The 13,642-nt window shown below is 65.1% G+C and carries 13 protein-coding genes; 7 read left to right on the top strand and 6 right to left on the bottom strand.

From position 1 onward, the window contains the following. Nucleotides 1–3: 3 nt before the first annotated feature. Complete coding sequence (locus tag QCE73_RS25420; RefSeq protein ID WP_309884076.1) at nt 4–1,155, bottom strand: amidase; 1,152 nt, start codon at nt 1,153–1,155, stop codon at nt 4–6. Further along, entirely contained in the window at nt 1,152–1,958 is an 807-nt protein-coding gene (locus QCE73_RS25415; RefSeq protein WP_309884075.1) for a cysteine hydrolase, read from the bottom strand. The genes QCE73_RS25420 and QCE73_RS25415 overlap by 4 nt, the downstream gene beginning before the upstream one ends. 197 nt (nt 1,959–2,155) lie before the next feature. On the opposite strand from QCE73_RS25415, the gene QCE73_RS25410 reads away from it, so the two are divergent. The 5 genes from QCE73_RS25410 (at nt 2,156) to QCE73_RS25390 (ending at nt 7,536) form a co-directional block, all read left to right on the top strand. Continuing rightward, nucleotides 2,156–3,181, top strand: coding sequence for a BMP family protein (locus QCE73_RS25410; protein ID WP_035500541.1), 1,026 nt, complete (start codon nt 2,156–2,158; stop codon nt 3,179–3,181). Next, nucleotides 3,178–4,749, top strand: a complete 1,572-nt coding sequence (locus QCE73_RS25405; protein ID WP_309884074.1) for an ABC transporter ATP-binding protein — start codon at nt 3,178–3,180, stop codon at nt 4,747–4,749. The genes QCE73_RS25410 and QCE73_RS25405 overlap by 4 nt, the downstream gene beginning before the upstream one ends. Continuing rightward, nucleotides 4,746–5,864, top strand: a complete 1,119-nt coding sequence (locus tag QCE73_RS25400) for an ABC transporter permease (protein ID WP_309884073.1) — start codon at nt 4,746–4,748, stop codon at nt 5,862–5,864. Before QCE73_RS25405 ends, QCE73_RS25400 begins: the two co-directional genes overlap by 4 nt. Then, nucleotides 5,861–6,778: an ABC transporter permease gene (locus QCE73_RS25395; protein WP_309884072.1), complete on the top strand. Its 918-nt coding sequence runs from the start codon at nt 5,861–5,863 to the stop codon at nt 6,776–6,778. The genes QCE73_RS25400 and QCE73_RS25395 overlap by 4 nt, the downstream gene beginning before the upstream one ends. Nucleotides 6,779–6,843: 65 nt before the next feature. After that, on the top strand, nt 6,844–7,536 hold the full coding sequence (locus QCE73_RS25390) for a TetR family transcriptional regulator (protein ID WP_309884071.1): 693 nt from the start codon (nt 6,844–6,846) through the stop codon (nt 7,534–7,536). A 5-nt stretch (nt 7,537–7,541) separates the two neighbouring features. On the opposite strand, the gene QCE73_RS25385 is transcribed toward QCE73_RS25390, so the two are convergent. The 4 genes from QCE73_RS25385 to QCE73_RS25370 are packed head-to-tail and all read right to left on the bottom strand — an operon-like array spanning nt 7,542 to nt 11,753. Next, nucleotides 7,542–8,438: an ABC transporter permease gene (locus tag QCE73_RS25385; protein ID WP_309884070.1), complete on the bottom strand. Its 897-nt coding sequence runs from the start codon at nt 8,436–8,438 to the stop codon at nt 7,542–7,544. Between the two features lies 1 nt (nt 8,439). Next, complete coding sequence (locus QCE73_RS25380; RefSeq protein WP_309884069.1) at nt 8,440–9,354, bottom strand: ABC transporter permease; 915 nt, start codon at nt 9,352–9,354, stop codon at nt 8,440–8,442. A gap of 16 nt (nt 9,355–9,370) precedes the next feature. Beyond that, the gene (locus QCE73_RS25375; protein ID WP_309884068.1) at nt 9,371–10,660 is read right to left on the bottom strand and encodes an extracellular solute-binding protein; all 1,290 of its coding nucleotides are present in this window, start codon (nt 10,658–10,660) and stop codon (nt 9,371–9,373) included. A 37-nt stretch (nt 10,661–10,697) separates the two neighbouring features. Continuing rightward, nucleotides 10,698–11,753, bottom strand: coding sequence for an ABC transporter ATP-binding protein (locus tag QCE73_RS25370; RefSeq protein WP_035500553.1), 1,056 nt, complete (start codon nt 11,751–11,753; stop codon nt 10,698–10,700). A gap of 270 nt (nt 11,754–12,023) precedes the next feature. Between QCE73_RS25370 and QCE73_RS25365 the strand changes: the two genes are divergently transcribed. Together QCE73_RS25365 and QCE73_RS25360 are read left to right on the top strand one after the other, a co-directional pair. Continuing rightward, nucleotides 12,024–12,941, top strand: a complete 918-nt coding sequence (locus tag QCE73_RS25365) for a polysaccharide deacetylase family protein (protein WP_309884067.1) — start codon at nt 12,024–12,026, stop codon at nt 12,939–12,941. Then, a complete protein-coding gene (locus QCE73_RS25360) occupies nt 12,938–13,642 on the top strand; it encodes a GntR family transcriptional regulator (protein ID WP_309884066.1) in 705 nt (234 codons plus the stop codon). The genes QCE73_RS25365 and QCE73_RS25360 overlap by 4 nt, the downstream gene beginning before the upstream one ends.

The raw sequence follows: 13,642 nt of genomic DNA, 5'->3' as shown, positions 1-13,642 counted from the left end.
TGCTCACGAAACAGTGGGAAAGAGTTGGCGCACGCGGGCGATCAGCGCGCGATCGCTACCGCGCGGTCCGATGAACGACAGCGCGAGCGGCCTGTCGGGTCCGTTCACGACCGGTACGGTGACTTGCGGCAAGCCGCCGAACGCGGCGACCGCGTTCATCGTGAGCGCATCGCGATAGAACGCGCCGATGTCGTCAGGCGGCTCGTTCCTGTCGAGCAGCGCGCGGGGCGTCGTCGGCAGCACGATCAGCGCTTTCGCCACGATGTCGTCCACGTGCGCGGCGAGCGTCGTACGCATCGCGCGACAGCGTTCGACCTCCGCATCGTCGAGCGACTTCATCCGCGCAAAACGCGTTGCGATGTCCGCGCCGAAGCGCGGCGCATGCGCATCGATCCATGCGCCGAGCGACGCGCGAATCGCATCGTCCTGCAAGTGCTGATATACGTGCAGCCAGCGTGCGCGATCGCCTGCGAAGATCTCGATCTCGTCGTGCGCCATCGACAGTTCGCGCAGGCGCTGCGCATCGTCCGGCTCGCGCTCGGCGCGCGTATCGAATGCTTCCTTGAAGAGCACGAACGATGCGGGCGCATCGAGCGCGGCGACGTCATCGAGCATGACGTCGGCGACGCGCGCGAGCAATTCACCCGAACGCGCGAACCAGCCCACCGTATCGAAGCAGGGCGCGAAGGGCAGCACGCCGTCGAGCGCGGCGTCGTCGTGCGTCGGGCGGATGCCCCACAGGCCGCAGAACGCGGCGGGCACGCGAACGGAGCCGCCGGTATCGGTGCCGAGCGCGAAATCGACATCGCCATTCGCAACCGCCGATGCCGAGCCGCTTGACGATCCGCCCGGCAACGCGTGCGGCCAGCGCGGATTGACCGGCGTGCCGTAATGCGCGTTCACGCCTTCGAGGCTGTAGGCGAGTTCATCGGTGATGGTCTTGCCGTCCACGCTCGCGCCGGCGGCGAGCAGTTTCGCGACACAGGGCGCGTGGCGCGCGGCGGGTCCGTGCGTGGCGAGCCAGTCGGGATTGCCGCCGCCCGTCGTGACGCCGGCCACGTCGATCAGATCCTTCACGGCAAAGCGAAGGCCATCGAGCACACCGCCCGAAGTGGCGGCGACGCGCACGCGCGGGCCGGGAACGAAGGCGCTCATTGATTTGCTCCCCTCAACGCATCGGCGAACTGAAGCGAGTCCGCGACGAAGCCATAGCACTTCTTCACGTTCCAGATGCTCGCCTCGGTGCAGAACGCGGGCGACGATGTCGCGCAGCAGTCGGTCAGCATCACGCAGCCGTAGCCGAGGAAGTTGGCGTCGGTGAGCGTGTGCATCACGCATTGATCGGTGTTCACGCCCGCGAAGAAGAGCGTGCGCGCGCCGAGATTGCGCAGGATGCTGTCGAGCGGCGTGTCCCAGAAGCCGCTGATGCGGTACTTGTCCACGCGAATGTCCTGCGGCTCGATCATCAGTTCATCGACGACGGCAGCGGCCCACGAGTCTTTTTCCAGCACGCGCGCCCCATGTTCTGGCAGCGCCTCGCCGAGCCCGATGCCCGTGCCCTTCGGCTTGTACAGATGAAGCTGGTTCGGCGGCATGTTGGCGAGATCGGGCCGGTTGCCCCAGTTGACCCAGATCACCGGCACGCCGCTCTTCCGTGCGATCGGCAGCAGGCGCTGCAGTGGTGCAATCGGCGCGCGGTCCGCACCGTAATCGCCCCCGATATGGTCCACCCACCCGCCTTTGGTGCAGAAGTCGTTCTGCATATCGATGATGACGAGCGCCGCTTTTTCGATATCGAAGCGCACTTTCTGCGGCGCGGAATCGAGTATCGCGATGCGCGGCGCGGGCGCCTGCACGGCCATGTCGACAAGCGCATCCGTGGCGTGCCAGCGGGTCTGCGCGAAGGCGCCGAGCGGGCCGCCCGGCGTTGTCCGGTCTGGGTTTGAAGCGTGGTCCATCGGTTTCTCCGAAGCGTTGGATCAGTGTAGTGCGAGTGCATCGGAGACGCAGCGCAAGCGCGTCATCCGCCGGTGTTCTGCGTGGCATCGAGGAAGCGGTTCTTCATCGCACCGAAGGCGCATTGGCATCGAAGTTGCAATGAGCGTTTCAGTCATGAATAACCTACTTACCGAAAGTCAACGCAAAAGGAGTGCCAGTGATGTTCAGCTTGCAACAGGCTTCTCGCGAAAAATTGCGCCGTCGTCTCGTGTCGCGCCTCGTCGTGACGGCCGGTGTCGTCGCGCTCGCCGCGCCCGCGTTCCTTCTCTCCGATGCGCACGCCGCCGATGACGCGATGCGCGTCGGCGTGCTGATTCCGGGTTCGAAGACCGACAAGGGCTGGATGGAATCGGGCTACGACGGCGTGCTCGCCGCGCAGAAGGAGTTCGGGCCGAAGCTCAAGACGCAGATCATCGAGAACATCAACTACGCGGACATGGAGCAGGCGCTCACCAATCTCGCGACGAAGAATCAACTCGTGATCGGTATCGGCGGACAGACGCAGGCGGCCGTGCTCAAGATCGCGAAGCGCTTTCCCAACGTGAAGTTCTCCGTCGTCGGCGGCAACAAGGGCGAGAACATGCCGGCCAATGTCGCCGGCTATGACGTGAAGCAGGCCGAGATCGCGTTCGTCGCGGGCGCGGCGGCCGCGATGCTGTCGAAGAACGGCGCGGTGAGTTATGTCGGCGGCATGGAGATTCCATCGATCGTCAACGCGGGCAAGGAGTTCGGCAACGGCGCGCGCTACGTCAATCCGAAGATCAAATACTTCGAGAGCTATACCGGCGACTTCGATAACGTCGCGAAGTCGCGCGAAGCGACGGCGGCGGCCATCGCGCAGGGCGCGGACGTGCACTACCACATCCTGAACCTCGGCTTGCGCGGACTCGAACAGGCCGCCAAGGAGAAGGACACGCATATCATCGGCAGCTATACGGACCGCTGCGGAAGCGATCCGCTCTATATCGCGTACAGCATCACGGGCGTTGGTTATCAGGCGCAATACGCGATCGAGCAACTGGAGAAAGGGCAGTGGCAGCCCGGCTACAAGGCGTTCGGCCTCGCGATGGGACCGAAGGCGTCGGGCATGGTGGTCTGCAAGTCGACGCCCGCGATGGATGCGAAGCTCAAGCAGATCGAAGACGACATCCTGAGCGGCAAGATCAAGGTGTCCGAGGGATGAGCACGCTGCCTTCTCCTTCGTTCGATGCCGCGCCGATCCTCGCGCTCACGGACATCGGCAAGCGCTTCGGCACGTTCACCGCGCTCGAAGGCGTCTCGCTCGACCTGATGCCGGGCGATGTGCATTGCCTGCTCGGCGAAAACGGCGCAGGCAAATCGACGCTATGCAACGTGATCTTCGGCGTGCATCAGCCGGACTCCGGCGCCATGCGCGTGAACGGCGCGCCGTATCGGCCGCGCAATCCGCGCGAGGCGCTCGCACACGGCATCGCGATGGTGCATCAGCACTTCAGTCTCGTCGACGATGCCAGCGTGCTCGACAATCTGCTGCTCGGACAGGCGCGCGGATGGCTTCATCGGCAGCGCGAAGCCGAACGCGTGCACGCCGTGCTCGCGAGCGTCGGCCTCGAACTGGCGCTCGAAGCGAAGGTGGCGGATCTATCGGTCGGCGAGCGGCAGCGCGTGGAGATCGTGAAGTGCCTGATGCGCGAGCCGCGTCTCCTGCTGCTCGATGAACCGACCGCCGTGCTCCTGCCCGCCGAAATCGACGCGCTGCTCGACACCTGCGAGCGCGTGGCCGCGCGCGGCTGTGCAGTGGTGCTCGTCACGCACAAGCTGAAGGAGATCAGCCGCATCGCCACCCATGCGACCGTGCTGCAATCGGGCCGCGTGGTGGCGCGTTCCGCATCGCCCGCGACGGAGATCGACCGGCTCGTGCACGCGATGATCCATCGCGAAGGCGACGACACCCCCGACGATCTCGCCGGGCGTCTGTCGCTCGTGAAGAGCGCCTCGCCGTACTCGCGACCGTTGCAGGACGAAGTGCTGCAGATCGATGGACTCAGCGCGCGCGATGCCGAAGGCGTCGCGCGCCTCAGCGACTGCACGCTCGTCGTGAATCGCGGCGAGATCGTCGGCATTGCGGGCGTGGAGGGCAATGGCCAGAGCGAACTCGGCGCGGTGCTCGCGGGCATGTCGGGCGCATCGGCGGGACGCTTTTTCATCGCGGGGCGCGACATGACTCAGGCGAGCCCGAGCGAACTCACGCAAGCGGGCGTGGGCATCGTGCCGGAAGACCGGCACGCGGTCGGCTGCGTCACGGGCATGAGCCTCGCCGACAATCTGCTGCTCAATCATCTCGACCGCTACACGCGCGGCGGCTTTCTGAAGCGCCGCGCGATGCGCGCCGCCGCGCTCGAACTGATGCAGCGTTTCGACGTGCGCGCGAGCGGTCCCGATGCGCTGTTCGGCGGGCTGTCGGGCGGCAATCAGCAAAAGGCCGTGCTCGCACGCGAACTGACGCTCGATCCGCTGATCTTTCTGCTCGCCGCGCAACCGACGCGCGGTCTCGATGTCGGCGCGGTCGCCGCCGTGTATTCGCACATCCGCGCGGCGCGCGATCGCGGCGTGGGCGTGCTGCTTATTTCCTCCGAACTCGACGAGCTGATGAGCGTCGCCGATCGCATCGTCGTGCTGTATCGCGGCCGCATCATGGGCACGTGCACGCCCGATGCGAGCAATCGCGGACGCATCGGCGCGTGGATGGCGGGCGCGGGAGAGACTGCATGAATCCGCACATGAAGTTGCAAACGCCGCTCGCGTCCGCGCACGGTACGCAAAGCTGGCGCGCGCGCTGGCCGCACGTGCGCGTCGCATGCGTGATCGCGGCGGCCGTCGCGTTCGCGATGCTCGCCGCGCTCGCGTTGATCGCGCTGATGCACGTTTCCATCGCCGACGCGCTCGCCGCCTTCGCCGATGGCGCGTGGGGCTCGCCCTATGCGATCGGTGCGTCGATCAATCGCAGTCTCGCGTTCGCGCTCGTCGGCACGGGCTTCGTCATCGCGAACCGCGCGAAGCTCACGAACGTCGGCGGAGAAGGGCAACTCGCGATCGGCGGCATCGTCGCGACCGCGATGAGTCTCTACGGCGGTTGCGCGCATCTGCCCTTCGGTCTGTCGTTCGTCGTGCCGATGCTGTGCGCGGCTGCGGCGGGCGCGGTGTGGGGCGGCGTGCCCGGCGTGCTGAAGGCGAAGGCCGGCACCAACGAAGTCATCAGCACGTTGCTGCTCTCGTTCATCGCGGTATGGCTGCTCTACTGGTGCGTGCAGAGCGAAGCGCTGCTGCGCCAGCCGATGACGAACGGCGCCACCTTGCCCGAATCGCTCGAAATCCCCGATCCGACCAAGCTGCCCGCGATCCTCGCCGCGAGCGGCATGAACCTGAACATCGGCTTGCCGGTGACGATCGTGCTCGCCGTCGCATCCGCGATCCTGCTCGCGCGCACGCGCTTCGGTCTCGCGCTGCGCGCCGCCGGGCTCAACGCCATCGCGGCGAAACGCGCGGGCTTGCCGATCACGTCATCGCTGGTCGGCGCGCTCGCGCTCGCGGGCGCGTTCAGCGGACTCGCCGGCGCGCTGATGCTGCAAGGCGATCAATACTCGCTCAAGGCGGGTTTTTCGTCGGGCTATGGTTTCGACGGGCTCGTGGTCGGCCTGCTCGCGCGCGGATCGATTACCGGCGTGTTCGCCGCGGCGCTGCTGTTCGGCTTTCTGCGCTCGGGCGGCATCAACATGGAGATGGTCGCGCAGGTGCCTTCGGCGCTCGTGCTGATCGTGCAGGGCATCGTCACGATCGCGCTCGCGGGCGGCGCGTTGTGGCTCGACAAGGGAGAGGCACGCCGATGAATCTCGAACTTCTCGCGGTCTTCGCGGGCGCATCCATTCGTCTCTCCGCACCGATGATGCTCGCCGCAACCGGCGAACTCGTGAGCGAGCGCGCGGGCGTGCTCAACATGAGCGTCGAAGGCATGATGCTCACCGGCGCGTTCCTCGGCGCGACGTTTTCCTGGCTCACCGGCAATCCGTCGATCGGCCTCTTGTGCGGCATGCTCGGCGTGATTCCGCTCGCGCTGCTGCAGGCATTCCTGAGCGTGACCTTGCGCGCGAACCAGATCGTGACGGGCATCGGCATCAACATTCTCGCGCTCGGCGGCACGACGCTCGCTTATCGCGAGATTTTCGGTGAACGGTCGAGCGCCGCGATTCCGGGACTCGCGCACTGGTCGCCGCCGGTGCTCGGAAGATTGCCGCTGATCGGCGAACCCGTGTTCGGGCAAGTCTGGTTGTTGTATGCGGGGCTCGCGGTGCTGCTCGGGACTTCGGTCGTCATGCGCCGCACGGCGCTCGGCGTCGCGCTGCATGCAACGGGCGTCGCGCCGCGCGCGGTCGATCAGTCGGGCCTGCCTGTCGCGCGCATCCGTTACGGCGCGGTGCTGTTCTCCGGCGTGATGTCGGCGGCGGCGGGATGCTTCATCTCTATCGGCGATATTCACACGTTCACCGAAGGCATGACCAACGGCACCGGTTATCTCGCGATCGCGGCGATCATCTTCGGCAACTGGAAGATCGGCCGCACAGCGCTCGCGTGCCTGCTGTTCGGCGCGGCCACCGCCATGCAGTTTCAGTTGCCGATGTTCGGCCTGCACGTGCCGACGGCGCTGCTCATCATGCTGCCGTACCTGCTCGCGCTGATCGCGGTAGCGGGGCTGATCGGCCGGCAGACCGCGCCGCCCGCGCTCACGCAGCCGTTCAAACGCTAGCTGCGGCGGCGCGACGGAGTACCATCGTGTTTCGTCGCGCCGTGTTCAACTCATCGATCGAATTCATGCCACGTACCGCTGTTCCCGCGAAGAACAAGAAAGACGAGCCCACACGCCGCCAGCAGCTCGCCGCCAAAACGCGCGAGCGCATCTTCAGGATCGCCATCAGGGAGTTCGCCGACAAGGGCTTCAGCGGCGCGCGCGTCGAGACTATCGCGAGCCGCGCGAAGGTGAACATCCGCATGATCTATCACTACTTCGGCGGCAAGGAAGCGCTGTATGTCGAAGTGCTCGAACATGTGCTCGCGCGGTTGCGCGAAGCGGAACTCGCGGTGACGCTCGACGTGCGCAGCGTCGATCCCGCGAGCGGCATTCTGCAACTCTACGATTTCACCGAAGGCCATTTCGCCGCGCATCCGGAGTTGCTGTGCCTGCTGTCGTGGGAGAACCTGAATCGCGCACGTTTCCTGAAGCGCTCGAAAGTGATTCAGGCGATGTCATCGCCCGTGCTCGACAAGCTGCGCACGCTCATCCGGCGCGGCGAAACCGCGGGCACCTTGCGTCGCGGCATCGATCCGCTGCATCTGTATGTGACGCTCGTGAGCCTCGCTTATTTTCACAAGTCGAACGCGTACACGATCTCGCGGATGTTCGATACCGACATGCTCGCGCCTTCATGGCAGGCCGCGCACAAGTCGCAGGCGCATGAACTGGTGCGCGCGTTTCTTGCCGGAGAGCGGGTGCTCGAACTGACGTAGGCGCTTCAATCGACGAGCTTTCGGCGCCTGGCAATCGATCTCACGATCAACAGGCCGCCGACCATCACCGCAAGCGACATCAGCGTCGTCACCGTGCCGAGCGCGTAGATGACGGGCGTCGTCACCGATGTCGTCAAGCCCTGCAACTCGAGCGGCAGCGTGTTCTGATCGCCTATCGCCTGCGAGGTTCGCGCGATCTCATCCCACGAGAGCGTGAAGCCGAACATGCCGACGCCGATCACGGAAGGCCCGATGATCGGCAGCACCACATGTTTGAACGACTGCCACGGCGAAGCGCCGAGATCGCGCGCCGCTTCCTCGTACGCCGGATTGAATCGGTTGAACACGGCGAACATCACGAGCAGGCCGAACGGCAGCGTCCACGTGAGATGCGCGCCGAGCGCCGAGGTGAAGAGGCCCATCGACGTGGTCCAGCCATCCGCGAACGACTGGAAGCCCCATTCGTTCGCCAGATACTTGATGAGCGTATCGAGCAGGCGAAACGTGAGGCCGATACCGAGCGACACGATGATCGACGGCATGATGAGGCTCGCCACGGAAACATAGAACACGGCGGTATCGCCGCGAAAGCGCCGCCTGAACGCAAGGCCCGCGCTCAGTGAGAACAGCACGGTCAGCACCGTCACCGCGAGCGCGAGCTTCACCGAGCGTCCGAACGCGGCCCAGATGTCAATATCGCCGACGCCGTCGCGCAACCCGGCGAACCAGTGCAGCGAGACGCCGCGCATCGGGAAGGTGAGACCGCCTTCCGGGCCCTGAAAGGAGAGAATGAAGATCGTGATGACCGGCCCGTACAGGAACAGCACGAATAGCCCGAAGAGGAGCGCGAGCCAGTAGAAGCTCGCGGGCCGATGTTCCCGATGCGCGATTGCACCCGCCATGTCACAACTCCTTTCTGATATCGACGACGCGTGTGAGCGCCCATACGATCATCAGCACGACGGCGAGCAGGATGATCGCGTTGGCCGCCGCGGCGGGAAACTGCAGATAGCCGGTCTGCACCTGGATGATCTTGCCCACAGAGGCGATTTGCTGTCCGCCCATCACGCCGACGGTGAGGAAGTCGCCCATCACGATCGTGACGACGAAGATCGAGCCGATCACGATGCCCGTCTTCGAGAGCGGCAACACCACGTCGCGGATCACCTGCCAGCCGCTTGCGCCGGCGTCGCGCGCCGCTTCGAGCAAAGCACGATCGATGCGCATCATCGCGTTGAAGATCGGCACGATCATGAAGAACGTGTAGAGATGCACGAACGCGAGCACGACCGAGAAGTTCGAGTACAGCAGCCAATCGATGGGCCGCTCGACGAGATGCGCCGATATCAGCGCCTGATTCACGAGACCGTTGCGCCCGAGAAGCGGAATCCACGAGATCATGCGGATCACGTTCGAGGTCCAGAACGGAATGGTGCAGACGAGGAACAGCACGGTCTGCATCGCGGTGGTGCGCACGTGAAAGGCGAGGGAGTACGCGATCGCGAAGCCGAGCACGAGCGTGACGGCCCACACGATCGCGCAGAACCTGAGTGTCGACCAGTACGTCTTGAAGGTCACGCAGACGTCCGTGAACGAACCGCAACCATCGAATATCGCCGCGTAGTTCTTCAGCGTGAAGGCGGGGATGATCTGATATTCGTTGAAGTCCCAGAAGCTCACGATCAGCGTGATCACGAGCGGCACGATGAAAAACAGCAGGAAGGTCAGCGTGAGCGGCGTCGCTTGCAGCCACGCGCTCACGCGCCGGTGACGCACCGGCGTCTGCTTTGCCTGCTGGAGATATTCGACCGAAGCCATCGTGAGCGGCGCTCCCTTATGCGGCGATGAACTCGTTCCATTTCTGGACCATGTAGATGTTCTCGTCCATCACCGCGTTCCAGCAGGCGATCGCGCCCATGCGCTGCGTGTACGAGCCGCCGTCGCGCACGGTGCCAGCCTTTTCCAGCAACTGGCCGTCGGGCGCCTTGATGTCCTGCGCGGCGGGCTTGCCTTCCATCCAGTAGTCCCACTCGTAGGCCTGCATGTGCGACTTGGCCGTTTCGGTCACGCCGGGGTAATAACCCTGGCGCATCAGATACGCGCCCGCCCAGCCGTCCTGGAACCAGTTGACGAATTCATACGCGGCATCGAGTTTCCTGCCCTGCAGCGAGCGCGGAAAGCCGAAGCCCGAGGCCCACGAGCGATAGCCTTCCTTGAGCGGCTGGAACTTGCACGCGATGCCCATTGTGCGAACCTTGGTGACGGCGGGCGACCACATCGACTGGATCACCACTTCGCCCGAGGCCATCAGGTTCACGCTCTCGTTGAAGTCGCGCCAGAACGCGCGGAACTGTCCGGCGCGCTTCGCTTCGATCAGCACCTTGATGGTCTGGTCGATCTCCGCCTTCGTCATGTTGCCCTTATCGCCGTACTTGACATGACCCGTCGCCTCGATCGCCATGGCCGCATCCATGATGCCGATGGCCGGAATGTTGAGCAGCGCCGCCTTGCCCTTGAATTGCGGATCGAGCAGGTCGGCCCATGTCGTCACGGGCCGCGAGATCAGGTCCGGGCGGATGCCGAGCGTGTCCGCGTTGTACGTCGTGGGGATGAGCGTCATCCATTCGGTGGGCGTCGCGCTGAACTCCGTCGAACGCGCGCCCTTGAGGAACATCACCTTCTTCGGCGCGGTGCCCTGATCGCCGATCTTCCTGCCGTTCACCTCGCCCTTGGTCAATACGGGCGTGATCTTGTCCGCGAGCTTGATGCGCTTCGCATCCATGCCCGCGAGCGTGCCGGCGGGAATCAGCTTCTTGAGCGAGAAGTATTCGGTATCGACGATATCGAACGAATTGGGCTGCGTGATGATGCGCTTGGTCACATCGTCGGTGGTGACGGGAATGTATTGAATCTCGATGCCCGTATCTTCCTTGAACTTCTTCGCGATCTCCGCGCTCTGGTTCACCGCGGTGCCGAGATAGCGCAGCGTGATCTTCTCCTGCGCGTGCACATACGGAAACCCGGCGATGCCCGCCGCCGCCACCGCGCCCTTGATGAAAGTGCGGCGTGAAATGCCTGCGTTCGTGGTGTCTGCTTCGCGTGCGTTGGCTTGTTCGTCGTTCATGGACTCTCCTCGATTTTGAAGTTGTGATTGCCTGATCTCACGCGGCGAGCGGATGCGCGTTCTGCTCGTCCCACCACACCGTCACGCGCGCGCCGGGGCCGGCGCGTTGCGCGTCGTAGTCGGCGTCGCTGATCATCGAGACGAGCTCGGGGGAGCCGTCGAGCGGATCGAGCGTCATGCGCAGATGCGTGCCCTGATACTCGGCTTCGCGCACCGTGCACGCGAGTCCGCCGATGCGCAGAAGACCGCTGTCGCCCGCGCTCGTGCCGGGCGCGACGCCCTGCGGCGCGATGCGCAGATGATCTGCGCGCACCGTGAAGAGCCGTCCGTTCGAGCCGAGCACGTTATGACCGCCCAGAAAGCGCGCGACGAATTCCGTGCGCGGCCGGTTGAATACGTCGAAGGGCGTGCCGCTCTGCTCGATATGACCGTGACTCATCACGACGACGAGATCGGCGAGCGCCATCGCTTCCTCCTGCGAATGCGTGACGTGCACGAAGGTGATGCCGAGTTCCTTCTGCCAGCGCTTGAGTTCGGCGCGCATCTGCACGCGCAGAAACGGATCGAGCGCGGAGAGCGGCTCGTCGAGCAGCAGGCAACGCGGCTCGTTGAGAAGGGCGCGTGCAAGCGCAACGCGCTGCTGCTGTCCGCCCGAAAGCTGCGCGGGCTTGCGGTTCGCATAGGCCGACATCGCGACGAGGTCCAGCAGTTCGCCCGCGCGCTTCCTGCGCGCATCCTTCGCGACGCCGCGCACCTTGAGGCTGAACGCGACGTTGTCGAGCGCCGAGAGATGCGGGAAGAGCGCGTAGCTCTGAAACACCATCGCCGTGCCGCGCGCGACCGGCTGCTCGCGCGTGACATTGCGCCCGCCGATCAGCACATCGCCTTCGGACACCCACTCGTGGCCCGCGATCATGCGCAGCGTCGATGTCTTGCCGCAACCGGACGGCCCGAGCAGACAGCAATACGCGCCGCCGGGAATGCGCAGGTCGATGGCGTCGACGGCGAGCGCATCGCCATAGCGCTTCGAAACATGCACGAGCTCGATATCGGCCGGGCTCGCGCGAACCACCGTGGATGCCGGTTGAACCATGAAGGCTTGTCCTGTTGAAGACGCTGATTGAATACAGCGGGCAAGCCATTGCAAGACATATGCCATTCGTGCGCGGGCGTGCGGTCGAGTCGCGCGACCGGAACGCTGCCGCATACGCTGACAGCAGGCGTCGACGAATTGGCGCGCATATTGCACACGATCGCGGACCCCGATCGTCAGCATTTCTGGACACCTGACGTGTGCGATCGAGGTGCGGATCACGTCCGCTATGGGGCATGACCTAACCAAACCGGTTCATCACATTCGACAATGAACGACTTCGCTCCGTTGAAGACGCATGGACGCTTCGACTATCGGCCGATCCACGAAAGCGATGGTTATCGCTGGCCGAACGGCGCGGGCCTCGCGGTCTATCTCGGCTTCAACCTCGAACACTTCGCGTTCGGCGAGGGGCTGGGCGCGGCGCTCGGGCCGTTGTCGCCGCAGCCCGATGTGCTCAACTACAGTTGGCGCGAGTACGGCAATCGCGTGGGCGCGTGGCGCTGCATCGAACTGTTCGATGCACTCGATTTGCCCGCGGGCACGCTCATCAATACGTCGCTCTATGATCACTGTCCCGCGCTCGTCGAAGCATGCGCCGCGCGTGGCGACGAACTCATCGCGCACGGTCACACGAACGCGCAGCGTCAAAGCGATCTCGACGAAGACGGCGAACGCGCGCTGCTCGCGCACTGCCGCGCGCGCATCCTCGAATGTTCGGGCGCAGCGCCTTCGGGATGGCTCTCGCCGTGGATCTCCGAATCGCATCGCACGCCGGACCTGCTCGCCGAGACGGGCTTTCGCTACACGCTCAACTGGTGTCACGACGACCGGCCCGTGCGCATGAACACGCGCGGCGGCCCGCTCTGGTCGATTCCCTATCCGCAGGAGCTGAACGACCTGCCGATGATCATGGTGCGCCACATGGACATGCGCGATTTCGCGGACATGATCATCGATCAGTTCGACGAGATGCTCGAACAGACGCTGCGCGCGCGCACGCCGCAGGCGCTCGTGATGGGCATCGCGCTGCATCCGTATATCGTCGGGCAGCCGTACCGGTTGCGGCATTTGCGGCGTGCGCTCGCGCATATCGCGGCGGCGCGCGAGGACATCTGGCTCGCGACGCCCGGCGCGATAGCGCGTCATGCCGAAGAAGCCGTGCCCGTGCCGGCGCAGGCCGCATGAAGAGCGGCAAGGAGAGCGCGGACGCGCGCGTCTATCGGTCGATCTTCGAAGGCGTGCTCAATCGCAGGCTCGCGCCCGGCACGAAGCTGCCCGAGCCCGAGCTATGCGCGCTGTTCGGCGTGGGCCGCGCGGCGGTGCGGCGCGCGCTGGAAAAGCTCGCGTACGACGGCATCGTCGTGCTGCGTCCGAACAAGGGCGCGGTGATCGCGCAGCCGACCCGCGAGGAGACGCGGGCGATTTTCGAGGCGCGGCGCTCGGTCGAGCGTGCGCTCGTCGAACTCGCGGCGGAGCGCGCGAGCGCCGCCGATATCGCCGCGTTGCGCGGACAGCTCGACGAGGAACACGAGGCGATGCATCGCTTCGATCAGCCATCGTGGGCGCGGCTTGCGAGCGCGTTTCATCTGCGTATCGCGGCGCTCGCGGGCAATGCGATCCTCGAACACTATCTCAGCGAACTGATCTCGCGCTGCTCGTTGATCGTCGGCGCTTACGAGCCGGCCGGCAACGCGCCGTGCGAGCACGACGAGCACACCGCCATCCTCGATTGCCTCGAAGCGCGCGATGCCGCGGGCGCGATCGCGCACATGACGGCGCATCTGCGCAGCCTGGAGGCGCGCATCGAGACATCGCGCATGCCGGGTGCGAACGGGCTCGCGCATCTGCTCGGCATCGATCCCGCGCAACGAACCGCAGTGGAGTGA

Source organism: Caballeronia sp. LZ029 (assembly GCF_031451275.1).
GTDB classification, from domain to species: domain Bacteria; phylum Pseudomonadota; class Gammaproteobacteria; order Burkholderiales; family Burkholderiaceae; genus Caballeronia; species Caballeronia jiangsuensis.
Note: the sequence above shows the minus strand (reverse complement) of the source record. Positions and strands in the feature narration are given on the sequence as shown.